Here is a 23,678-nt window from a genome sequence, read left to right on the forward strand (position 1 = left end):
GGCGCAGGGGCCGTCGGTGAAAACGTGGCGTGCAAGGCGCAGGGGCCTGCGGAAGGAGCAATGAATCCGGTCATTTGCTTTGACACTCTTTGAATTATTTTTATTGGAGCGAATTTGTTTCGTTGTATGTCGTCGTATGACTAGCGCCTTTATAAGGACTGTCGAGAGCGGCTGTCAATCGGGATTTCAAATAAAAAAGCGCCCAGTTGCGGTTTATGACCGCTGGGCGCTTTTGGTGTTGTCGTATGACTCTGGGGTCAGCGTGGGCGGCGGCGTAGCAGGGCCTGGATGCCGATCACGGCAGGAATGCCCAGCCCCAGCCAACTGAGGGCGTCCCACAGGCCATCGCCGAGCAGGGCGGTGAACAGTCCGATGGCCGTGAGCAGGGCTATCAGCAGGGGAATGGCGAAGACCTTCCAGAAACTCGACGCTCGCGGCTTCATCGGCTGGCCTCCGTCGTCGCGGCCGTCTTGGCGTGGCGGCGGACCCACCACAGGTACAGGCCGCTGCCGAGCACGATGATGGTCAGTACATCGAGCAGGGCCCAGAGGATCTTCATCGGCATGCCGCCGTAGTCGCCGAAGTGCAGCGGCTGCGACATGCCCATCGCATCCATGTACCAGGGCCGCTCGGCCACTGCGGTGACCTGCAGGCTGCTGGCATCGATCAGCACTGGCGTGAGCAGGTGCGAGGTCAGTTGGCTGGAGCCCTTCATGAACACCGCATAGTGGTGTTCGCTGGAGAAGCGCGTGCCGGGGAAGGCGATGAAGTCCGGCTGCATGCCGGGCGCGGCCTGTTCGGCGATTTTCAGCAGGTCGCTGGCCGGCGCGAGTTGGGTCAGCGGCGGGGCGTTGCGGTAGGGCTCGATCATGGCGCCGAGGCTTTCACTGCGCCAGGCGTCGATGATCAGGTCGGCGCAGGCGCTGATCACGCCAGTGATGCCGACCACCAGGCACCAGGTCAGGGTGACGACGCCGATCAGGTTGTGCAGGTCGAGCCAGCGCAGGCGGGTGGATTTGTCCTGGCGCACGCTGGCGAACTTCAGGCGGCGCATGAACGGCAGATACAGCACGGTGCCGGAGACCAGCGCCAGCACGAACAGCACGCCCATGAACGCCAGCAGCAGCTTGCCGGGCAGCCCGGCGAACATGTCGACATGCAGGCGCAGCAGGAACAGCGTCAGCCCGCCATTCGCCGCCGGGGTTTCCAGCGCCTCGCCGGTGCGGGCGTCGAGCATGAAAGAGTGCGACGAGTTGGGCTCGGTGCCGGCGGTGGCGGCCATGATCGCGATCACCCCGTTCGGGTCATCGTCGTCCCAGGCCAGGTATTGCATGGCTTCGCCTGGGCGATGAGCCTGGGCGGCCTGGACCAGTTGCTCCAGGTTCAACTGCGGGGTGTCGGCGGGCATCTGCCTGAGCTCGGGCTCGTTGCCCAGCAGATGGTCGATCTCATGGTGGAAGACCAACGGCAGCCCGGTCAGTGCCAGCATCAGCAGGAACAGGGTGCAGATCAGGCTGGTCCAGGTATGGATGAAGGACCAGCGGCGGATGGTTTGGCTTTTCATGGTTTTCCCAAATGCAAAAGGGCCACGGTTGCTCGTGACCCTTGTTTCGACGCGGTGAAACTAGCGGCTTACCACTTGTAGTTCACGCTGGCGACCACGCTGCGCTGGTCACCGTAGTAGCAGTAGTAGCTATCGCAGGTGGACAGGTATTCCTTGTCGAACAGGTTGGTCGCCTTGACCGCCACGGTGGCACCCTTGAGGGCATTGTCCACGCGGCCCAGGTCATAGTGGACCGAGGCGTCGAAGACCGTGTAGCCATCGGCCTTGCCGAGCCAGGTGTTGGCCTGGTCGCCATAGGTGTTGCCGGTGTAGCGGGCGCCGGCGCCGACGCCGAAGCCGTCGAGGATACCGCTGTGCCAGGTGTAGTCGGTCCACAGCGAGGCCTGCTGCTCAGGCATCCGTTGCAGGCGGTTGCCCTTGTAGATGCCTTTCTGCACTTCGGACTTGGACAGCGTGTAGCTGGCGATCAGCTTGAGGTTCTCGGTAACGTCGGAGGTGGCTTCCAGCTCCAGGCCCTTGACCTTCACTTCACCGGTCTGGCTGGTGACTGGCGTATTGCCGACCATGTCGGTGACCTGGACGTTTTTCTGGGTCAGGTCATAGACCGCGGCAGTGAGCAGGGTGTTGCTGCCCGGTGGCTGGTATTTCACACCCAGTTCCCACTGCTTGCCTTCGGTCGGCTTGAAGGTTTCGGTGGGCGAAGCACTGGCGTTGCTGGCCGGCTGGAACGACTCGGCATACGACAGGTAGGGCACCAGGCCCGAGTCGAACACGTAGCTGATCGCCGCGTTGCCGGTGAAGGCCTTGTCACGCTGGGTGTTGGTGACGTCGTTCTTGTTGAAGTAGGTGGTGCCGCTGTGGACCCAGTCTTCACGACCACCGAGGGTCAGGCGCCATTGGTCCAGGGCCATCTGGTCCTGGATGTAGAGACCGGTCTGGTTGGTTTTCTGGTTGTAGTCGTAGTAGGCGGTGGAGCGCGCCGGGCGGGTGATCGCCAACCCGTAGGTCGGATTGTTCACGTTGATGCCTGGCGCGGAGCCAAAGATCGAGGTGTAGGTGGTGTCGCTGCGCTGATGGTCCAGGCCGAGCAGCAGGGTATGGGCGATATCGCCGGTGTTGAAGTTGCCCTGCAGGTTGTTGTCGAGGGCGATCTGCCCGATGTCTTCGTCGGTGCTCGTGGTGGTGCGCGAGGACAGATTGCCCTGATTGTCCACTAGCCCATAGGGGTAGGAAGTGGGCGTGATGGCCTGGAAGGACAGTTCCGATTTGGTGTAACGCAAGTTCTGGCGGAACTGCCAGGTATCGTTGAAACGGTGCTCGAAGGCATAACCGAGGGAGTAGTACGTGCGGTCGTAGTATTCCCAGTTCGGGTCGCCGAGGTTCTTGTCACGGGAGATATCGCCGAACGGCATCTTGATCTTGGTGCCCTGGATCGGCCGGAACTGGCTGGTCATCCCGGTATCGTCGCGAGTGAACTGCGAGAGCAGGGTCAGCTTGGTGTCGGGGTCGATGTTCCAGGTCAGGCTGGGGGTGATGTTGTAGCGCTTGTCGTCGATCTTTTCGATCTGGGTACCGCCGTCACGCACCACACCGCTGACGTTGTAGAGGAACTGGCCGTCGTCATCGATCTTGCCGGTGCTGGCGAAGTTGATCTGGCGATGGTTGTCGGTGCCGTACTGCACTTCGACTTCATGGCTGGCTTCGGCGCTGGGGCGACGGCTGACCATGTCGATCAGGCCGCCTGGCGGGGTCTGGCCGTAGACCGAGGAGGCCGGACCGCGCAGCAGGGCGACGCGGTCAAGGTTCCAGGTATCCATTTTCGGGTTGGCGTACACACCCTTGGGCAGTGGCAGGCCGTCGAGGAACTGGGTCGGTTCGAAACCGCGGACCAGCAGCCAGTCGGCGCGGCTGTCGCTGCCGAAGCTGCTGGCGACGATGCCCGGCATGTAGCGCACAGCGTCGTCGAGGTTCTGTACGTTGCGCTGTTTCATCTGCTCGCGGGTTGCCACGGAGATCGAGCGTGGCGCTTCTACCAGCGAGGTGTCGGTCTTGGTGCCGGCCGCAGTGCGGGTAGCGACGAAGCTTTCGACCGGACCCCAGGCGCTTTCACCGCTGCCCTGGCCGGTAATGCTGGTTTCCGGCAAGGCGAGGGCGCCGGTGACGACAGGAATCAGGGTATACGTCCCGGCACTGCTCTGCACCAGTTGCAGGCCGGTGCCATTCAGCGCGGTGTGCAGCGCGGTAAGGGTGTCGAACTGGCCCTGGACCGGGGCCGAGGTCTTGCCGGCGGCCAGGGCCGGGTCAAGGCTCAGGGTCATGCCCGACTGGCTGGCGATCTGGCTCAGGACTGCGCCCAGCGGGCCGGCCGGCAGGTTGTAGGCGCGCACGCTGGAGGCCTGTTCGGCGGCCATCAGCGACGGGCTGAGCAGGGGCGTGCCGAGGGCAATGGCGGCGGCCAGGAGGCTGGGGCGAAGCAGGGTATCGAGCGTGCGGGTCATGGGCGGATTCCTGAATGGAAATGTTTCTCAATGCCTATGGGCCGAACAAGATTCAAAAAGTGATAGGGCTGATTGAAAATAATTTAGATTCACGTTGGATGTGGGAATAGGGCTCGTCGGCGAATGGGCTTTTGAGACTTGCGCTGTCAGTGCGGACGCCTTCGCGGATAAATCCTGCTCCCGCAAGGTTCAGCGGCGGTCATGAGTCCTGTGAACACCAAAAAACCGTGGGAGCAGGATTCATCCGCGAAGTTCTTAGCGGCCGTAAGGGCCTTCTGGCGGATGAGTCCTGCTCCCACATCGGGACGGTATATTCAGAGCTTGGTGTCGGCCTTGGCCTGTACCGTCACCCACCACTGCGTATGTCGCTCGATCTGCACCGGCAAGGTCGGCAGCAGGGCGGTCAGTGCCAGGTTGGTGTCGTGCAGCGGGAAACTGCCGGTGATCCGCAGGTCGGCAACTTTCGGGTCGACCCCCAGGTGGCCGCGTCGATAACGGCCCAGCTCGTCGAGCATGTCCGCCAGGCGGACGTTGTCCACCACCAGCATGCCCCGGGTCCAGGCGTCGGCACCGGGGTTGAGGGCTTGCAGCGGGCCGAGGCGATCATGCTGCATCAGCACCTGCTGGCCTTCATGCAGGATCTGTTCGTCGTGCTGCGACTCGGGGCGGGCGGCGACGGCCGATTGCAGGACGCTCAAGCGCGTGCCCTGGTCTTCGCGCTTGACCAGGAACCGCGTACCCAGCGCGCGCATGCGCCCATCGTCGGTCTCGACGATGAACGGACGGGCATCGCCATGACCGGTCTCGATCAGGATCTCGCCGTCGCGCAGCACGACCCGGCGGGTCTTGGCATCGAAACGCACATCCAGCGCACTGTGGGTATTGAGCTGGATGACGGTGCCATCGGCCAGGTGCAGGGTGCGCTGTTCTCCGGTGGCGGTGCGCTGGTCGGCCAGCCAGTAGTCGATCGGCAGGTAGCGGTTTCCGAGCAGCAGTGCCAGGCCGCAGGCCAGCACCACGCTGGCCAGGCCACTGCCGAGCTTGCGCATTCGCCGATGGGCACCGTCACGGGATTTCAGCAGGGCGCTGCGGGCCGGTGCGCTGGTGCCGCTGAAACGCTGGTCGAGCATGCCCAGTTGGCGCCAGGCTCGGGCATGTTCTTCGTTGGCCGCATGCCACTTCTCGAACTCGGCTTGCTCCACGGCGCTGCGGCCGCTGCCTTCCAGACACAGTTGCCAGGCAATGGCGGCGTCGAGGACGCGGGCGGAGACCGGTTTGTTGTTGAACGGATTCATGTCGGCTCGCCATACAGCGCGATGTAGCACTGGCGAATGCCCTGGGCCAAATACTGGCGCACGCGGGGCACCGAGACGCCGAGCTTCTCGGCGATTTCGGCATGGCCCAGGCCTTCCAGTCGGTTGTAGAGGAAGGCCGCGCGGGCCTTGCTCGAGAGTTTGCCGAGCATCCGGTCGATGGCCTTGAGGTCCTCGAGGATCAGTTGCTGTTCTTCCAGGGACGGTTGTTCGTACTCCGGGACCAGCATCAGTTCGTTGAGGTATGCCTGCTCCAGTGCGGCGCGGCGGAAATGGTCGAACAGCAGGCCCTTGGCAATGGCCGCCAGGAACGCCTTGGGTTCGCGGGGCGCCTTGAGTTCGTCCCGGCCGAGCAGGCGCACGAAGGTGTCCTGGCTCAGGTCCTCGGCGCGTTGGGGGCAGGCAATGTTGCGTCGCAGCCACGCCAGCAGCCAGCTGCGATGGTCGCGATACAAGGCGCCAACAAGCTCATTGTGCGGGCTTCGGACTGACGACACGGGAGATTACCGACAGGAAGTTTAAATTAACGAGAATTATTCGCGATTGTGTCAGGACGCCGGAAAAGGTGCAATGGCTGCTGGTCGGATTGCCATCATGGGGTTGGGCTGATGGTCTCTTCGCGGCGGTCCGACGTCTCGGTAAATCCGGTTCCCACCATCTTGAGTTGCTCAAAAAATCCGTGAGCAGCACCGAACTCTGTGGGAGCCGGCGGTCCGGCGCCCCGGTTTATCCGCAAAGAAGCACCGCGCAGTTTCAGAACGAAGGCGCCTGCTTTCGCCGCTTCCACTGCCCCAACCGCTGTTGCAGGGCCAGTGGACTGTCCAGTTGTTGCTGGCGTGCCCGGCTGAACAGGATCAGCGCCAGTTCTGCGGTGGCCAGGGCATCGGCGCTGGCGTGGTGGCGTTCCTCGACCTGCAGCCGGAAGTGACCGATCCAATCGTCCAGCCCGGCTTCGCGGAAGTTGGCCTGCGGGCACAGCAGTGGCGCCAGGTCGGCGACATCGAGAAACGCGTGCTGCAGGCGATAGCCCAGGCTCTCCCTGAGCGCCCGGCCGAGCATGTGCTGGTCGAAGGGTGCATGGAAGGCCAGCAGCGGGCTGTCGCCGACGAACGCCATGAAGTCCAGCAGCGCCTCGGCCGGGTCGCTGCCGGCCGCCAGTGCGCTGGGGCCCAGGCCGTGGATCAGCACGCTGGGGCTGACGGTCCGTTCGGTACGCTGCAAGGTGCGTTCGAACGACTGGCCCAGGTCGATGGCGCCATCCTCGATCACCACCGCGCCAATCGAGATCACCTGGTCGCGGTTCAGGTTGAGCCCGGTGGTTTCCAGGTCGACCACCACCCAGCGTTGTGCGCGGAGCGAGCATTCCTGTAGCGGTGCCGGTGCTGACAGCTGTTGCAGGCGCTCCAGTTGTTCGGGCCCCAGTTGCGGTGTGCTGGCCTTGAACCAGGAGAACAGGCTCATAGCTGGTACCGCAGGGCCAGGCTGGCCTGCAGGCGTTGGGCCTGGCGCAGTGATTCGCGCAGGATACGCCGGTCCAGGTGGTTGAGACTTTCCGGGTCGACCCGGTTGGAGTAGGGCAGGTTGCTGCGGGTCTGCAACTGGTGCTGCTGCATGCGGGTCTGCTGGATGAAGTGATAGGCCTCTTCATAGGCTGCGCCATCGAGCGGGTCGATCACTTCCCGTGCGACCAGCTGTTGCAAGCGCTCCAGGGTATTGTTGGTTTCGATGCCGTTGGTCAGCGCCAGCAGGCGGGCGCCGTCGACGAAGGGGGCGAGGCCCTGGACCTTCAGGTCCAGGGTGGCCCTGTCGCTACCCTTGCGACTGAGGACGAATTCACGGAAGCGTCCGACCGGCGGCCGGTTGCGCAGGGCGTTCTCGGCCATCATGCGCTGGAACAGGCGGTTGTCGGCGACCTGGGCAAGAATGCCCTGGCGCAGTTGCTGGCAGGCCTGCTCTTCGCCCCAGACCACCCGCAGGTCGAAGTAGATGCTTGAACCCAGCAGGTTCTCCGGCGTGGCCTCGCGAATGAACGCGGCGAAGCGTCGGGCCCATTCGGCACGGGACAGGCACAGCTCGGGGTTGCCGGCCATGATGTTGCCCTTGCACAGGGTGAATCCGCACAGTGCCAGGCCCTGGTTGATCTGCTGGGCCAGCGGCAGCAGCTTGCCGCGGATCTCGGCGGCGTGCACGGCGTCGCGCGCTTCGAAGATGATGCCGTTGTCCTGGTCGGTATGCAGGGTCTGTTCGCGGCGGCCTTCGCTGCCGAAGCACAGCCAACTGAAGGGCACGCCGGGGTCGCCGCGTTCGGCCAGGGTCAGCTCGATCACCCGGCACACGGTGTGGTCGTTGAGCAGGGTGATGATGTGGGTGATCTGGGTCGAGGAGGCGCCGTGGGCGAGCATGCGCTCGACCAGTTGGCCGATCTCGCCGCGCAGGTTCACCAGGTTCTCCACGCGGGCGGCGGAGCGTATGGTCCGTGCCAGATGCACCAGGTCGACCCGTTGCAGGGAGAACAGGTCGCGCTCGGACACCACGCCGCACAGGCGCTGGTCCTTCACCAGGCAGACATGGGCGATATGCCGCTGGGTCATGGCGATGGCTGCGTCGAAGGCGCTGTGTTCCGGGGTCAGGGCAAACGGCGCCTGTGTCATGTGCCGGTCGATGCTCTGGTTGAAATCGCCGACGCCGTCGGCCACCACCTGGCGCAGGTCGCGCAGGGTGAAGATGCCCAGCGGCGCCTTGGCGTCATCGATCACGACAATGCTGCCAACCTGCTGTTCGTGCATCAGCGTCACCGCTTCGCGCAGCGGGGTGAGCGGGCCACAGGTGACCGGGTGGCGCATGGCCAACTCGCCGAGGCGACTGTTGAGCGAGTACTGGGTGCCGAGGGTTTCCACAGCCTTCTGCTGGACCTGCTGGTTGACCTGGTCGAGCAGGCTGCTGACGCAACGCAGGGCAAAGTTGCGGAAACAGTCGGAAAGCGAGAACAGCTTGATGAATGCCGGCTTGTTCAGTTGCAGGCAGAAGGTGTCTTCGCCGGCCAGGTGTTCGGTGCGGGTCGCGCGTTCGCCCAATAGCGCTGCCAGGGGGAAGCATTCGCCCGTGGCGATTTCGAAGACAGTCTGGGTACCGCCCCTGGCGGTGTGCGGACGCTCGCCGACGATACGTCCCTGCTTGACGATATAGAAGTACTCCACCGGGCCATCGGCGGGCTTGATGATGCTTTCGCCCTGGCTGTAGAAGCGCAGTTGGCACTGCTCGACCAGATAGGCGAGGTGGGCGTGTTCCATCTGGTTGAACGGGGGGAAACGCTGCAGGAACTGCATGGTGCCGTGGATGTTTTGCAACACCGCGGTCTTCCCTGCCTGGGTGAAGGCATCCGCTTTGCTCATGACCGCTACCGCTGTTGTCCGTTGTTGTTCTTGGCGCGCGTTGTCGCTGTTTTCACCCATGGTCGGACGCTTGGTGGCGGGTGCCCATTGGACGTAAGTCTAGGGTCCGTAGGAAATGTTACGGATCACTGCCGGGCCAGTACGGGTGTGGCCCCTTCAGTTTGGGAAATAACCTACAGTTAACTCGTCGGGTTCTTGATGCTGAACCTCTTGGAAAAATTTCCGACGAAGTGCACATTGAGCATCCGCTTCGCGATGTCTGACCACATTGCCAGGGGATTGGATGGCCAAGGGAAGCCTGAGAACCGTATGACCGACCACGATATTTTGAGCGATGCCGAGCGCGAGGCATTACTTCAGGTGATGCATGCTCCCCAGTTGCCACCGCAGCGTGTGCTGATCGTCGATGACGACCAGGACGCCCGCGAGCTGTTGTCGGAGATTTTTGCCATCAATGGGATCAATTGCCTCACCGCGGCTAGCGGCAGTGCGGCGTTCGAGTTGCTGGAGGCCAATCGCTCCATCGGCCTGATGATCACCGACCTGCGCATGGCCGACGATGGCCTTGACCTGATCCGCAAGGTGCGCGGTTCCGAGCGGGCGGCGCTGCCGATCATTATCGTTTCCGGCAATGCCCAGGTGCGTGATGCCATCGATGCCATGCACTTGAGCGTGGTGGACTTCCTGCTCAAGCCGATCAATGCCGAGCAGTTGCTGAAACTGGCCCGGCGTGAACTGGGCATGATTGCCTGATCGAGCCGCTTGCATAAAAAAGGCCCTGACCGTCGCCGGTCAGGGCCTTTTTATTGCGCGAGTGACTACAGGCCGTTGCGGGCCTTGAATTCACGACGGCGACGATGCAGCACCGGCTCGGTGTAGCCGTTCGGCTGCTTGGTACCTTCGATCACCAGCTCAAGCGCCGCCTGGAAGGCGATGTTGCTGTCGAAGTCAGGTGCCAGTGGACGGTACAGCGCGTCGCCGGCGTTCTGCCGATCGACCACCGGCGCCATGCGCTTGAGGCTCTCCAGCACCTGGGCCTGGCTGACGATACCGTGACGCAGCCAGTTGGCGATGTGCTGGCTGGAAATGCGCAGGGTCGCGCGGTCCTCCATCAGGCCGATGTCATTGATGTCCGGCACTTTCGAGCAACCGACGCCCTGGTCGATCCAGCGCACCACGTAGCCGAGGATGCCCTGGGCGTTGTTGTCCAGCTCGTTGCGGATATCTTCGGCCGACCAGTCGGTGTTGCTGGCCAGCGGGATGCTCAGGATGTCGTCCACCGAAGCCCGGGCGCGCTTGGCCAGTTCGGCCTGGCGGGCGAACACGTCGACCTTGTGGTAGTGCAGCGCGTGCAGCGCGGCTGCGGTCGGCGACGGGACCCAGGCGGTGTTGGCGCCGGCCAGTGGGTGAGCGATTTTCTGCTCAAGCATCGCCGCCATCAGGTCGGGCATCGCCCACATGCCCTTGCCGATCTGGGCCCGACCTTGCAGGCCGGTGCTCAGGCCGATGTCGACGTTCCAGTTCTCGTAGGCGCCGATCCACTTCTCGGCCTTCATGGCCGCCTTGCGCACCACCGCGCCGGCTTCCATGGACGTGTGGATTTCGTCGCCGGTGCGGTCGAGGAAGCCGGTGTTGATGAACACCACGCGCTCGCTGGCGGCCTTGATGCAGGCCTTGAGGTTGACCGTGGTGCGGCGCTCCTCGTCCATGATGCCGACCTTGAGGGTGTTGCGTGGCAGATTCAGTACGTCTTCGATGCGGCCGAACAGCTCGTTGGTGAACGCCACTTCCTCGGGGCCGTGCATCTTCGGCTTGACGATGTAGATCGAACCGGTGCGGCTGTTGCGGCGTACCGTGTTGCCATTGATGTTGTGGATCGCCGCGAGGCTGGTGACCAGGCCGTCGAGAATACCCTCGGGCACTTCGTTGCCGTGGCTGTCGAGGATCGCATCGATGGTCATCAGGTGGCCGACGTTGCGCACGAACAGCAGCGAGCGGCCGTGCAGGCTCAGTTCGTTGCCATCCAGGCCGGTGTAGCGACGATCGGCGTTCATGGTGCGAGTGAAGGTGGTGCCGCCCTTGGCGACCTCTTCCGCCAGGTCGCCCTTCATCAGGCCGAGCCAGTTGCGGTAGATCACCACCTTGTCATCGGCGTCGACGGCGGCGACCGAGTCTTCGCAGTCCATGATGGTGGTCAGGGCGGCTTCCATCAGCACATCCTTCACGCCGGCGGCATCGGTCTGGCCGATGGGGCTGCTGGCATCGATCTGGATCTCGAAATGCAGGCCGTTGTTCTTCAGCAGGATTGCGGTCGGTTTGGCGGCATCGCCCTGGAAACCGATCAGTTGGGCATCGTTGCGCAGGCCGCTGTTGCTGCCGCCCTTGAGGGCGACCACCAGCTTGCCGGCGACGATGCTGTAGCCGGTGGAGTCGACATGGGAGCCGGCGGCCAGGGGCGCGGCTTCGTCGAGGAAGGCACGGGCGAAGGCGATGACCTTGTCGCCACGGACCTTGTTGTAGCCCTTGCCCTTTTCCGCGCCGTCGGCTTCGCTGATGGCATCGGTGCCGTACAGGGCGTCATACAGCGAACCCCAGCGGGCGTTCGAGGCATTGAGGGCGAAACGGGCGTTCATCACCGGGACGACCAGTTGCGGACCCGCGGTACGGGCGATCTCGTCGTCGACATTCTGGGTAGTGGCCTGGAAATCCGCCGCTTCTGGCAGCAGGTAGCCAATGTCTTGCAGGAAGGCTTTGTAAGCCACGGCATCGTGAGCCTGGCCGGCTCTCGACTGGTGCCAGGCGTCGATACGGGCCTGGAAATCATCGCGTTTGGCGAGTAGGGCTTTGTTCTTCGGTGCCAGGTCGTGAATGACCTTGTCGGCACCGGCCCAGAACTGGTCGGCGGTCAGACCGGTGCCGGGAATGGCTTCGTTGTTCACGAAGTCGAACAGGACTCTGGCGACCCGAAGGCCACCGACTTGAACGTGTTCAGTCATTGCTTGCCTCACTCTGCTCAGCTATTCAGCTCTTTTATTTAAAGCCTTGCGTGCTTCTCTAAACACAGTACCAGAACATGCCCTCGCGGACGGCTGGGCTGGCCCCGCCAAGCCGCGCCGGCGGGGTTTTCCGTGATTTCGCAGGCACTCCGGCGAACCCATCGAGGATTATGTAGTGCGCGATCGGGCATACTACATGATGCATTGCGGTTGTGAAAATTAGACTAAATACGTCGTTCTGCGACCAATCGGTTCCGTCTGGTCACGCAGCAGACATCAATGTTCTCAAGAAAAGCATGGGTTGTTCCATATAAATCTGAAAATGGTACACAATTTGTCGCGCGCTATTCTGCCACCGTGGCGAATGTCGTCGGGCGTGGAGGATCATGCTGTCGCTCGGGCATTGCCTATACTGGATCGATGAATCGCCAGAGGGTTACCCCGTGGACCATCTCGTACTGACTGTATTCGCCCCGGACAAGGCCGGCCAGGTCGAGCGGATTGCCCACTGCATTGCCGCCCATGGTGGCAACTGGCTGGAAAGCCGGATGTCGCGCCTGGCCGGACAGTTTGCCGGGATTCTGCGTATCGGCGTACCGGCCGAAGCCCATGATGAACTGATCGATGCCCTGCAAGCGCTTTCCAGCCAGGGTATTCGCGTGCTGATCGCCGAAACCGGCATCGAGCAGGCCTGTACCTGGAAACCCATCGCCATGGAACTGGTGGGCAACGACCGTCCGGGGATCGTCCGCGACATCACTCGCCTGCTGAGCGAGCAAGGCGTCAATCTGGAGCGGTTGGTGACCGACGTGCGCCCGGCGCCGATGAGCAGCGAACCGTTGTTCCATGCCGAGGCGATCCTGGCAGTGCCGTTGACCCTGTCCCTGGATACCTTGCAGGCCAGCCTGGAAACCCTGGCGGACGACCTGATGGTGGAGCTGGTGTTGCGCAGCGAGGGCTGAGCTGGCTTATCCAAGTTAACCGGGGACGGGCCTGTGGATAAGCTGGGGAGACACGGCGCCCGGCCTTATGAACCGGGGCTTGCCGAGATCTGAGCAAAAAACGAGCAGTTTCAAGGTCTTGTGCACAAACGGCGTGGACCGGCTTGTGGATAACCTTGGGATGGAAGCCTGCAGCCCTTGTCATATGTGGCGTGCAGGCTTTTGTACGTTTTCTGATCAGCCGCGTTTGCGCAGGCTGAGCCAGATATCCACACTGTAGACCGCCAGGCCAGCCCAGATGAACATGAAGGCGGTCAGAGTGCTCGATGAGAGGTGTTCGTCGAACAACAGCACCGCTTCCAGCAGGACCAGGGTGGGCGCCAGGTATTGCAGGAAACCGAGGGTGGTGTAGGGCAGGTGGCGGGCGGCAGCGTTGAAGCTGACCAGCGGGACCAGCGTTACCGGGCCGGCGGCCGCCAGCCACCAGGCCTGGGAGCTGCTCCAGAATTCCAGGTGGGCGGTGCTCGCCTCCGGGTGCAACAGCAGCCAGCCGAGAGCCAGTGGCACCAGCATCCAGGTTTCCACCACCAGGCCGGGCAGCGCCTGGACCGGCGCCTGCTTGCGGATCAGCCCGTAGAAACCGAAGGTCAGCGCCAGCACCAGCGACACCCACGGCAGGCTGCCGACCAGCCAGACCTGCTGGGCCACGCCGATGGCCGCCAGGCCGACCGCGACCCATTGCAGGCGGCGCAGGCGCTCGCCCAGTAAAAACATGCCCAGCAGCACGTTGACCAGTGGATTGATGTAGTAGCCGAGGCTGGCTTCGAGCATGCGCCCGTTGTTCACCGACCACACGTAGGTCAGCCAGTTGGCCGCGATCAGCGTGCCACTCAGGGCCAGGATCGCCAGGCGGCGCGGGTTCTCGCGCAACTCGCGCCACCAGCCGGGATGTTTCCAGGCTATCAGCAGCAGGCTGCCGAACAGGGCTGACCAGAGTGCGCGGTGGATGATGATTTCCACGGCCGGTACGGCGGCGATGAGCTTGAAGTAGATCGGGAACAGACCCCAGATGATGTAGGCGGTAAGGCCGAGTATGTACCCGCGGCGCGGGTTGGCGGCGTGCATGCAGAATCCTTGCTTGGGCTGCTGACAGAAAAGCGATTGTAAGGAGATTTGTCGGGTTTGGAGTGGGTGGCGCATATCCCTGGGGGCGAGTTGGCTCGCGAAAGCGTTGTGGCATTCAGCAACGATGCTGACTGATCCAACGCCTTCGCGGGCAAGCCCGCTCCTACAGGGATCTCGGCTGGCTGCGTCCGTGTGGTCGATCAGAACAGCTTCAGCGGTTCTTCATTCAAGGCCGCAAGCTGTTCGCGCAAGGCGAGGATCTGGTCGCCCCAGTAGCGCTCGCTGCCAAACCACGGGAAGCTGCGGGGGAACGCCGGGTCGTCCCAGCGCCGGGCCAGCCAGGCGCTGTAGTGCATCAGGCGCAGGGCGCGCAGTGGCTCGATCAGCGCCAGTTCGCGGGGGTCGAAATCGTGGAACTCGCTGTAGCCCTCGACCAGCTCCGAGAGTTGTCCGAGGCATTCCTGGCGATCGCCGGCGAGCATCATCCACAGGTCCTGGACGGCCGGGCCCATGCGGCAGTCGTCGAGGTCGACGATGTGGAACACCTCGTCGCGGCACATCATGTTGCCGGGATGGCAGTCGCCGTGCATGCGGATGTTCTGGTGCGGGGTGTCGCTGTAGACCTGTTCGACCCGCTTGAGCAGGTCGCGAGCCACCGATTCGTAGGCCGGCAGCAGGCTGCGGGGGATGAAGTTGCCGTCGAGCAGGGTGGCGAGGGAATCATGGCCGAAGTTCTTCACGCCGAGGGCTTCGCGATGTTCGAATGGCCGGGTCGCGCCGACGGCGTGCAGGCGGCCGAGCAGTTGGCCGAGACGATAGAGCTGGTCGAGATTGCCCGGCTCCGGCGCACGTCCGCCACGCCGGGGGAACAGGGCGAAGCGAAAGCCCTGGTGTTCGAACAGGCTTTCGCCGTTGTGCTGCAGCGGTGCGACCACCGGCACTTCACAGTCCGCCAGTTCGAAGGTGTAGCGGTGTTCTTCGAGGATGGCCTCGTTGCTCCAGCGCTGCGGTCGGTAGAACTTGGCGATCAGCGGTTCGCTGTCTTCGATGCCGACCTGATAGACGCGGTTTTCGTAGCTGTTGAGCGCCAGGACCCGGGCATCGCTGAGAAAGCCCAGGCTTTCCACGGCGTCGAGGACCAGGTCGGGGGTGAGGGTTTCAAACGGGTGGGACATGATGGCTCCTGCGCGCGGCAGGTTGCCGCGTCCGGCCAGGCATCTTAGCGCACGATGAGCCGCAAAGGTGATCGACTCATGTGGCGAGCGGGCTTGCCCGCGCCGGGGCGCGAAGCGCCCCTGAAACCTGCAGGCGCGGCGTGTTAGGCACAACGGGGGCACCGGACTGGCGGCTGCTCTGCAGCCGAACGCAGGCAAGCCTGCTCGCCACAACGGCCCATGCACACAAGCGCAACCTCGCTCACCACTGGAGTGTCAGGCGCCGATGATCCCGCCGTCCTCGCGCCGGATCGCCATTACCGAAGAGCGCGGCTTGCCGTTCGGCAGGTGCTCGGGGAAGGTCGATCCGCCGGTTTCGCCCGGATGCTGGATCCCCACGAACAGGGTCTTCTGGTCTGGCGAGAAGCTGATCCCGGTGACCTCGCATGCCACAGGCCCAACCATGAAGCGACGGATCTCGCCGCTCGCCGGATCGGCGCAGAGCATCTGGTTGTTGCCCATGCCGGCGAAGTCGCCGGCATTGCTGTAGTCGCCATCGGTGAGGATCCACAGCCGCCCGGCCTTGTCGAAGCCGAGCCCGTCCGGGCTGTTGAACATGTTCTGTGGGGTGATGTTCGACGAGCCACCCTTGGGCGTTCCGGCATGCACGCCGGGGTTGCCGGCGACCACGAACAGGTCCCACTCGAAGGTCTGGGCGCCATGGTCGTTGCTGGCGGCGTGCCAGCGCAGGATCTGGCCGTAGACGTTCTTCTCCCGAGGGTTCGGCCCGCCCACCGGCTGGCCGTCCTCGCCGCGCTTGGCGTTGTTGGTCAGGGTGCAGTAGACCTGGCCGTCGATGGGGCTGACGACGATCCACTCCGGGCGGTCCATGCGCGTGGCCTTGACCACGCTGGCCGCCAGGCGGGCATGGATCAGCACTTCGGCCTGGCTGGCAAAGCCACTGTCGGCATTGATGCCATGCTTGCCGAAACTCAGTTCGACCCACTCGCCCGTGCCCTTGGGCCGATCCGGGTTGCCGTCACCGTTGTCGAAGCGCGCCACGTACAAGGTGCCGTGATCGAGCAGGTCGCGGTTGGCCTTGGGGTTCTTGTGGTTGATCTTGTCGCGGCTGATGAACTTGTAGATGAACTCGCCACGCTCGTCGTCGCCCATGTAGACCACGGCGCGGCCGTCGCGGGTTTCGGCCAGGGCGGCGTTCTCGTGCTTGAAGCGGCCGAGGGCGGTGCGTTTGACTGGGGTGGACTGCGGGTCGAACGGGTCGATTTCCACCACCCAGCCATGGCGGTTCAGTTCGTTGGGGTTCAGTGCCATGTCGAAACGTGGATCGTGGTTGTGCCAGCCGATTTCCTTGCTGGCAGCGACCACGCCGTAGCGTTTCTGCGCGGCGTCGAACTTCTGTTCGGCATTGCTGCTGCCGAAACAGTCGGTGAAGTTCTCTTCACAGGTCAGGTAGGTGCCCCAGGGCGTCTTGCCGTTGGCGCAGTTCTGGAAGGTGCCGAGCACCTTGCGGCCCTGCTTGTCGGCGCGGGTCTGCAGCCAGGGATGGCCGGCTGCCGGGCCGCCGATGCGGATCGGCGTGTTGCCGTGGATGCGCCGGTTGTAGGGCGAACCCTGGACGAAGTGCCACTGGTCGTCCTTGCGCTGGATCTCGATCACCGAGACGCCTTCGCTGGCCTGGGCCTTGTGCACGTCTTCAAGCGACTGCGGCTGGCCGCCGTGGGCGTAGAGGTAGCGGTAGTTGGTGTATTCGTTGTTGATCGCCATCAGCGCGCGATTGTCGTCGCCGGGGAAGGGGAACAGGCTCATGCCGTCGTTGTTGTCGCCGAACTGGACTTCCTGGGCCTGGGCCGTGCCATTGCCGCTCGGGTCGAAGGCCGGACCGTTCTTCTCCAGCGGCTGGCCCCAGCTGATCAGCACCGAACTGGTGTAGCCCGGTGGCAGGCTCAGGCTGTCGCTGGTGGCGGCGGCGATGCTGTCGAAGCCCAGCAGCTTGCCCGCAGGGGTGCCAGCGCTGGCAGCCATCACGCTGCGGGTCAACAGGTTGCCGCCGAGGAACAGCGCTGCGCCGCACAGGGCGCCGGCACTGATGAAGCCACGGCGGCTGAGGCCGACCATCTGTTCGAGGTCGGTGGATTGGTTTTCTTCTAATAGGCTCATCATCAGGCTCCCTGCGGTTAGGCAGTCACCTTAATCAGCGCGGATGACGGATTTGTTGCAGGAAAAAGTCGGAATGTTTCTCCTGCACACCACCGGCTACAGGACGACCCCTGCCCCTGTAGGAGCGCGGCTTGCCCGCGAAAGCGTCAAAGTGGCGTACCGAGCAATACAAAGGACGGCGCAAACTGCGCCCGCACCGCGCTACCGCTTGCCAGGCCAAGGGCCTCAACTTTTTCCGCAGCGCTGAGGGCGCAAAGCGTCTGCCCATTCGGCAGGGCAATTCTGATCTCGAAAGGGCCGTTCTCGTCCTCCAGAATTTCCTCGACGACACCGTCCAGACAATTGTGTCCAGGTGTTGCAACAGCCTCGGGGGCGAGCAGCTCCAGCCAGCCGGCCTTGATCAGCGCCACGACCTGGGTGCCGACTTCCAGTTCCAGCCGCAGGGTGCTGTCGTGGGTGATCTGTGCCTGCAGCGTCAGGCCGGCGGCCAGTTCCAGGCGGACCAGGTCATTGCGGCCGTGGCTGTCGATGCCGACCACGGTGCCGTGCAACTGGTTGCGGGCGCTGGTGCGCAGCATCAGGCGGCCGAGCAGGTCGAGGTCGCTGGCGTCCTCCGCGGCTTCCAGTACCTGCGCCTGGATCACCTGCAGGCGCTGATACAGGCGCAATACCCGCTCGCCCTCGATCGACAGCCTTGCCCCGCCCCCGCCCTTGCCACCCACGCTGCGTTCCACCAGCGGTTTTTGCGCGAGGTTGTTCAATTCGTCGATGGCATCCCAGGCGGCCTTGTAGCTCAGGCCCGCACTTTTCGCTGCGCGGGTGATCGAGCCCTGTTCGGCGATATGTTGCAGCAGGGCAATACGCTGCGGACGGCGGGCGATGTATTGGGTCAGCAGGACGGGCAGGGACATGGGCGGCTTCGGATGGTGGCAGTGTGTTTGAAAGTGCCCGCTGGCGCGGCGGGCGTCAAGCCGGGTCGCCGGGCTTGGGCGTGCGCGCCAGGCAATAGACATCGACGCGCCGGGCGCCGGCCTTGAGCAGCAGGCGTGCCAGGCTTTCGGCGGTGGCTCCGGTGGTCAGCACATCGTCGACCAGGGCCAGATGCAAGCCATCGACTGCGACGCCGGGGGCCAGGGCGAAGGCGTGCAGCAGGTTGCGCCTGCGGGACTTGGCGTCCAGTTCCTGTTGGGCGACGGTGTCCTGGATACGCAGCAAGCGGTGTTCATCTGTCGGGATCTCCAGGCTTTTGCCTAGCCAATTCATCAGCATCGCGGCCTGGTTGTAGCCGCGTTGGCGCTGGCGCTTCACGGCCATGGGCACCGGCAGCAGCAGGTCCGGGCGGGGCAGGCCGTGGTCGAAACGCTCACGCAGGGCCAGGGCCAGCAGCTCGGCCAGCAAGCGCCCCAGTGGCCACTGGCTCTGGTGCTTGAAGCGAGTGATCAGGCTGTCGACCGGGAAGTGGTAGGTCCAGGGTGCGATGACCTGCTCGAAGTTGGGCGGCTGCTTCAGGCATTGGCCGCAGGTCAGGCCGGCCATCGGCAAGGGCAGGGCGCAGGTCTGGCAGTATTCCAATAGCCAGGGCAACTCGCTCTCGCAGGGGGAACAGAGTGGGTGGGGGTTGTCGCTGGGTTCGTCGCAGAGCAGACAGGGTTGTCTGTTTTTTAGCCAGATGTAAACCTGCTGCTTGTTATGTGGTTGACAGTCCATGTCGCTTCCTTAAAGATGCCGGCATCCGTGTCGTGGTCGTGGCTGTCGGCCCGACCGCTTGCCCAGCATAAAACAAGGAACTCCAGCGATGAGTGCCAGCATCACCGCCACTTTGCGTCACGATTGGTCCCTGGCCGAGGTCAAGGCACTGTTCGAACAGCCGTTCAACGACCTGCTGTTCCAGGCACAGACCGTGCACCGCGCGCATTTCGACGCCAACCGCGTGCAAGTGTCGACCCTGCTGTCGATCAAGACCGGAGCCTGTCCGGAAGACTGCAAGTACTGCCCGCAGTCCGGGCACTACAACACCGGGCTGGAAAAGGAAAAGCTGCTGGAAGTGCAGAAGGTGCTGGAAGAGGCGGCCCGGGCCAAGGCCATCGGTTCGACCCGGTTCTGCATGGGCGCGGCGTGGAAGCACCCGTCTGCCAAGGACATGCCGTACGTGCTGCAGATGGTCAAGGGTGTGAAGGCCATGGGCCTGGAAACCTGCATGACCCTGGGGCGCCTCGACCAGGAGCAGACCGCCGCCCTGGCCGACGCCGGCCTGGACTACTACAACCACAACCTCGATACCTCGCCGGAGTTCTACGGCAGCATCATCACCACTCGTACCTACAGCGAGCGCCTGCAGACCCTGGCCTACGTGCGCGATGCCGGGATGAAGATCTGCTCCGGCGGCATCCTCGGCATGGGCGAATCCCTCGATGACCGTGCCGGTCTGCTGATCCAGCTGGCCAACCTGCCGGAGCATCCGGAGTCGGTGCCGATCAACATGCTGGTGAAGGTTGCCGGTACGCCGCTGGAGAACGCCGAGGATGTCGATCCGTTTGACTTCATCCGCATGCTGGCGGTGGCGCGGATTCTCATGCCCAAGTCCCACGTGCGCCTGTCGGCGGGCCGCGAGGCGATGAACGAGCAGATGCAGGCCCTGGCGTTCTTCGCCGGCGCCAACTCGATCTTCTACGGCGACAAGTTGCTGACCACCGCCAACCCGCAGGCCGACAAGGACATGCAGTTGTTCGCCCGCCTCGGTATCCAGCCGGAAGCCCGCGAGGAGCATGCCGACGAAGTGCATCAGGCGGCGATCGAGCAGGCGCTGGTGGAGCAGAAGAGCAGCGAGCAGTTCTATAACGCGGCGGTCTGACGAGTACCGCTATTCCAACAGAAATACCGCCAGCTCCCTGGCACCACCGCCTCCCCTGTAGGAGCCGGGCTTGCCCGCGAAGCTTTTAGCGATCTTGAGGACGCCTTCGCGGGCAAGCCCGGCTCCTACAGAAGGGGGCGGTGGTGTTCTTCAGATTGCACCCTGCGAGGCGCCCATGTCCTTCGATTTGTCCGCACGCCTGGCTGCCCGCCGTGCCGAAAACCTCTACCGCCACAGGCCATTGCTCGAAAGCCCCCAGGGCCCGGAAGTGGTGGTCGATGGCCAGCCGCTGCTGGCTTTCTGTAACAATGACTACCTGGGCCTGGCCAACCATCCACAGGTCATCGAAGCCTGGCAGGCCGGCGCCGCGCGCTGGGGCGTGGGCGGTGGCGCGTCACACCTGGTGATTGGCCACAGCGGTCCGCACCACGAGCTGGAGGAGGCTTTGGCCGACCTCACCGGACGGCCTCGGGTACTGTTGTTCAGCACCGGCTACATGGCCAACCTCGGCGCGGTCACGGCGCTGGTCGGGCAGGGTGACACGGTGCTGGAAGACCGCCTCAACCATGCCTCGTTGCTGGATGCGGGGCTGCTGTCGGGCGCGCGCTTCAACCGTTATCTGCACAACGACTCGGCCAGTCTCGCCAAGCGCCTGGAGAAGGCCACCGGCAACACGCTGGTGGTCACTGACGGGGTGTTCAGCATGGATGGCGATATCGCCGACTTGCCGGCCCTGGCCCGTGAAGCCCGTGCCCGCGGAGCCTGGCTGATGGTCGACGATGCCCACGGTTTCGGCCCGCTCGGTGCCCATGGCGGCGGTATTGTCGAGCATTTCGGCCTGAGCCAGGAAGACGTGCCGGTGCTGGTCGGCACCCTGGGCAAGGCCTTCGGTACGGCGGGCGCGTTCGTTGCCGGTAGCGAAGAACTGATCGAAAGCCTGGTGCAGTTCGCCCGGCCCTACATCTACACCACCAGCCAGCCGCCGGCATTGGCCTGCGCCACGCTGAAAAGCCTGGAGCTGCTGCGCACCGAGCATTGGCGCCGGGAACACCTGAACGCACTGATCCGCCAGTTCCGCGTGGGTGCCGGGCAGATCGGCCTGGAGTTGATGGACAGCTTCACGCCGATCCAGCCGATCCTGATCGGCGATGCCGGGCGGGCGCTGCGCTTCTCGCAACTGCTGCGCGAGCGTGGGTTGATGGTCACGGCAATTCGACCACCGACCGTCCCGGCCGGCAGTGCGCGGTTGCGGGTCACGCTGACCGCGGCCCACAGCGAGGCGCAGGTGCGGCTATTGTTAGAAGCGTTGGCCGAGTGTTCCAGGTTGCTGGGGCCCCATGAACCGTTGGAGCCACCTCATGCGTGACCGTCTGATTCTGTTACCTGGTTGGGGCCTCGGCATTTCGCCGCTGGAACCCTTGGCGGCGGCCTTGCGCGGACTGGACGAACACCTGCGGGTGGAGATCGAGCCGTTGCCGGACCTCGCTACCGGCGAGTTGGCGGAGTGGATCGCAGAACTGGATGCCAGCCTGCCCGACAACACCTGGCTGGGTGGCTGGTCGCTCGGCGGCATGCTGGCTTCAGAGCTGGCGGCCCGCCGTGGTGATCGCTGTTGCGGCCTGCTGACGCTGGCGAGCAACCCGCGTTTCGTGGCCGGTCATGGCTGGCCCAGCGCCATGGCCCGCGAGACCTTCGAGCAGTTCCTCGGCGGCTGCCGCGAACAGCCCCAGGCGACCCTCAAGCGCTTCAGCCTGCTGTGTGCCCAAGGCTCGGCGGACCCGCGCGGGCAGTCGCGCGTTCTGCTGGGCGGCGCCCCTCACGGCAGCCCGGAGGTATTGCTCAGCGGGCTCGAAGTGTTGGCGCAACTGGATACCCGCGAGGCGCTGCAAACCTATCGTGGGCCGCAGTTGCACTTGTTCGCCGGGCTCGACGGCCTGGTGCCGGCCGAGGCGGCGGGCGAACTGCTGGCATTGTTGCCGGATGTCGAAGTCGGCCTGATCGAACAGGCCGGCCATGCGTTTCTTCTGGAGGACCCCCATGGATTGGCCGGGGCTATCCAGGCCTTTTTGCACGAGTCTGGTGATGACTGATCTTTCCCATCCGCCGTTGCCGGGCAGCCTGCCCGACAAGCGCCAGGTCGCGGCGTCGTTTTCCCGGGCCGCCGCCAGTTATGACAGCGTTGCGCAATTGCAGCGGGATGTCGGCGACGAGCTGCTGCGGCGCCTACCCGCTGGCAGCAAGCCTTCGCGCTGGCTCGATGTCGGTTGTGGCACCGGCTATTTCAGTCGGGCCCTGGGCACCCGCTTCGGTGAAGAACAGGGTATTGCCCTGGATATCGCCCAGGGCATGCTCGAACACGCCCGGCCCCTCGGTGGCGCGCGTCACTTCATTGCCGGCGATGCCGAGCGCCTGCCGTTGCAGGAGCAGTGTTGCGACCTGGTATTTTCCAGCCTGGCCGTGCAGTGGTGCGCCGATTTCGCTTGCGTACTCGGCGAGGCGCGGCGGGTACTGCGACCCGGTGGCGTGATGGCGTTCGCCAGCCTGTGTGTCGGCACCCTGCATGAGCTGCGCGAAAGCTGGCGGGCGGTGGACGGCATGGTGCACGTCAATCGCTTCCGCGAGTTTGCCGATTACCAGCGGCTGTGCGCGGCCAGCGGCCTGCGCGTGCTGAGCCTGGAAAGCCGGCCACAGGTGCTGTTCTACCCGGACGTGCGCAGCCTGACCCACGAACTCAAGGCCCTGGGCGCGCATAACCTCAACCCCGGCCGGCCAGGCGGCTTGACCGGACGGGCACGGCTGCTCGGCCTGATCGACGCCTATGAACAATTTCGCCAGGCGCAGGGTCTACCAGCGACCTACCAAGTGGTCTATGCCGTGCTGGAGAAACCGCTATGAGTGCCGCCTATTTCATTTCCGGGACCGACACCGATGTCGGCAAGACCACCATCGCTGCCGGCCTGCTGCATGCCGCCCGCAGCGCCGGGTTGAGCACCGCGGCGGGCAAGCCGGTGGCTTCCGGTTGCGAAGTGACGCCCAAGGGCCTGCGCAACGCGGATGCGCTGGCGCTGCTGGCCGAATGCTCGCTGCCGCTGAGCTACGCGCAGGTCAACCCGCTGGCATTCGAGCCGGCCATTGCCCCGCACCTGGCGGCGCGTGAGGCCGGTGTCGCGTTGACAGTGCAATCGCTGCTGGAGCCGATGCGTGAAATTCTCGCCTTGCAGGCCGACTTCACCCTGATCGAAGGGGCGGGCGGCTGGCGAGTGCCGTTGGCGGACCAGGCCAATCTGTCGGATCTGGCCTGCGGCCTGGGGTTGCCGGTGATTTTGGTGGTGGGCGTGCGCCTGGGGTGTATCAGTCACGCCTTGCTGACCGCCGAGGCGATTGCCCGCGACGGGCTGCAACTGGCCGGTTGGGTCGCCAACATCATCGATCCGAAGACCTCTCGTCTGGAAGAGAACCTCGCGACGTTGGCCGAGCGCTTGCCGGCGCCTTGCCTGGGACGCGTGCCAAAGCTCAAGACAGCCTCCGCACAGGCCGTGGCAGAGCACTTGCACATGGATCTGCTGGATTGATGGCAAGCGTTGGCGCTAGTTTTTGCCTATTGCTAGGCATTGTGCCATTAGTGTTTTTGACGGGCGTTTTTGCCCGTCTTCTGCTTCAATGCAA

20 protein-coding genes are annotated in these 23,678 nt (G+C 64.1%); 7 read left to right on the forward strand and 13 right to left on the reverse strand.

Going from position 1 to position 23,678, the window contains the following annotated elements; genetic code table 11:
- Positions 1-257: 257 nt before the first annotated feature.
- From AC6I6U_RS06220 to AC6I6U_RS06250, 7 genes are all read right to left on the reverse strand, one after another.
- The gene (locus AC6I6U_RS06220; protein ID WP_497881157.1) at positions 258-443 is read right to left on the reverse strand and encodes a hypothetical protein; all 186 of its coding nucleotides are present in this window, start codon (positions 441-443) and stop codon (positions 258-260) included.
- Positions 440-1,564, reverse strand: coding sequence for a PepSY-associated TM helix domain-containing protein (locus AC6I6U_RS06225; RefSeq protein ID WP_497881158.1), 1,125 nt, complete (start codon positions 1,562-1,564; stop codon positions 440-442). Before AC6I6U_RS06225 ends, AC6I6U_RS06220 begins: the two co-directional genes overlap by 4 nt.
- A 68-nt stretch (positions 1,565-1,632) precedes the next feature.
- Positions 1,633-4,062, reverse strand: coding sequence for a TonB-dependent siderophore receptor (locus tag AC6I6U_RS06230; RefSeq protein ID WP_497881159.1), 2,430 nt, complete (start codon positions 4,060-4,062; stop codon positions 1,633-1,635).
- Between the two features lie 314 nt (positions 4,063-4,376).
- Complete coding sequence (locus tag AC6I6U_RS06235) at positions 4,377-5,357, reverse strand: FecR family protein (protein WP_497881160.1); 981 nt, start codon at positions 5,355-5,357, stop codon at positions 4,377-4,379.
- Positions 5,354-5,872, reverse strand: coding sequence for an RNA polymerase sigma factor (locus tag AC6I6U_RS06240; RefSeq protein ID WP_497881161.1), 519 nt, complete (start codon positions 5,870-5,872; stop codon positions 5,354-5,356). Before AC6I6U_RS06240 ends, AC6I6U_RS06235 begins: the two co-directional genes overlap by 4 nt.
- 256 nt (positions 5,873-6,128) lie before the next feature.
- On the reverse strand, positions 6,129-6,836 hold the full coding sequence (locus tag AC6I6U_RS06245; protein ID WP_497881162.1) for a 3'-5' exonuclease: 708 nt from the start codon (positions 6,834-6,836) through the stop codon (positions 6,129-6,131).
- Entirely contained in the window at positions 6,833-8,767 is a 1,935-nt protein-coding gene (locus tag AC6I6U_RS06250; protein ID WP_497881163.1) for a putative nucleotidyltransferase substrate binding domain-containing protein, read from the reverse strand. The genes AC6I6U_RS06245 and AC6I6U_RS06250 overlap by 4 nt, the downstream gene beginning before the upstream one ends.
- Before the next feature lie 309 nt (positions 8,768-9,076).
- On the opposite strand from AC6I6U_RS06250, the gene AC6I6U_RS06255 reads away from it, so the two are divergent.
- Entirely contained in the window at positions 9,077-9,520 is a 444-nt protein-coding gene (locus AC6I6U_RS06255; protein ID WP_497881164.1) for a response regulator, read from the forward strand.
- Positions 9,521-9,585: 65 nt separating this feature from the next.
- Here AC6I6U_RS06255 and AC6I6U_RS06260 read toward each other — a convergent pair whose 3' ends face one another.
- Positions 9,586-11,763 (reverse strand): malate synthase G, encoded by a 2,178-nt coding sequence (locus AC6I6U_RS06260; protein ID WP_497881165.1) that lies wholly within the window; start codon positions 11,761-11,763, stop codon positions 9,586-9,588.
- Between the two features lie 443 nt (positions 11,764-12,206).
- Between AC6I6U_RS06260 and AC6I6U_RS06265 the strand changes: the two genes are divergently transcribed.
- Positions 12,207-12,725: a glycine cleavage system transcriptional repressor gene (locus tag AC6I6U_RS06265; protein WP_497881166.1), complete on the forward strand. Its 519-nt coding sequence runs from the start codon at positions 12,207-12,209 to the stop codon at positions 12,723-12,725.
- 216 nt (positions 12,726-12,941) lie between these two features.
- On the opposite strand, the gene rarD is transcribed toward AC6I6U_RS06265, so the two are convergent.
- The 5 genes from rarD to AC6I6U_RS06290 form a co-directional block, all read right to left on the reverse strand.
- Positions 12,942-13,829 (reverse strand): EamA family transporter RarD, encoded by an 888-nt coding sequence (gene rarD / locus AC6I6U_RS06270; RefSeq protein WP_497881167.1) that lies wholly within the window; start codon positions 13,827-13,829, stop codon positions 12,942-12,944.
- Between the two features lie 200 nt (positions 13,830-14,029).
- Positions 14,030-15,004: a serine/threonine protein kinase gene (locus tag AC6I6U_RS06275; protein WP_497881168.1), complete on the reverse strand. Its 975-nt coding sequence runs from the start codon at positions 15,002-15,004 to the stop codon at positions 14,030-14,032.
- A 255-nt stretch (positions 15,005-15,259) separates the two neighbouring features.
- A complete protein-coding gene (locus AC6I6U_RS06280; RefSeq protein ID WP_497881169.1) occupies positions 15,260-17,161 on the reverse strand; it encodes a PhoX family protein in 1,902 nt (633 codons plus the stop codon).
- 146 nt (positions 17,162-17,307) lie between these two features.
- A complete protein-coding gene (locus AC6I6U_RS06285; protein WP_497881170.1) occupies positions 17,308-18,072 on the reverse strand; it encodes a TOBE domain-containing protein in 765 nt (254 codons plus the stop codon).
- Positions 18,073-18,127: 55 nt separating this feature from the next.
- Complete coding sequence (locus AC6I6U_RS06290) at positions 18,128-18,868, reverse strand: double zinc ribbon domain-containing protein (RefSeq protein WP_497881171.1); 741 nt, start codon at positions 18,866-18,868, stop codon at positions 18,128-18,130.
- An 88-nt stretch (positions 18,869-18,956) separates the two neighbouring features.
- Here AC6I6U_RS06290 and bioB point away from each other — a divergent pair, with 88 nt between their 5' ends.
- The 5 genes from bioB (at position 18,957) to bioD (ending at position 23,584) form a co-directional block, all read left to right on the forward strand.
- Positions 18,957-20,012 carry a biotin synthase BioB gene (gene bioB / locus AC6I6U_RS06295; RefSeq protein ID WP_497881172.1) on the forward strand — a complete coding sequence of 352 codons (1,056 nt, stop codon included), beginning with the start codon at positions 18,957-18,959 and terminating at the stop codon, positions 20,010-20,012.
- A 175-nt stretch (positions 20,013-20,187) separates the two neighbouring features.
- Complete coding sequence (bioF, locus tag AC6I6U_RS06300; RefSeq protein WP_497881173.1) at positions 20,188-21,378, forward strand: 8-amino-7-oxononanoate synthase; 1,191 nt, start codon at positions 20,188-20,190, stop codon at positions 21,376-21,378.
- Positions 21,371-22,102, forward strand: a complete 732-nt coding sequence (locus AC6I6U_RS06305; protein ID WP_497881174.1) for an alpha/beta fold hydrolase — start codon at positions 21,371-21,373, stop codon at positions 22,100-22,102. Before bioF ends, AC6I6U_RS06305 begins: the two co-directional genes overlap by 8 nt.
- Positions 22,095-22,907 (forward strand): malonyl-ACP O-methyltransferase BioC, encoded by an 813-nt coding sequence (gene bioC / locus AC6I6U_RS06310; RefSeq protein ID WP_497881175.1) that lies wholly within the window; start codon positions 22,095-22,097, stop codon positions 22,905-22,907. Before AC6I6U_RS06305 ends, bioC begins: the two co-directional genes overlap by 8 nt.
- Positions 22,904-23,584 (forward strand): dethiobiotin synthase, encoded by a 681-nt coding sequence (bioD, locus tag AC6I6U_RS06315; RefSeq protein WP_497881176.1) that lies wholly within the window; start codon positions 22,904-22,906, stop codon positions 23,582-23,584. Before bioC ends, bioD begins: the two co-directional genes overlap by 4 nt.
- The last annotated feature ends 94 nt before the right edge of the window (positions 23,585-23,678 follow it).

The organism is Pseudomonas sp. UTLPPB19802 (assembly GCF_059730225.1).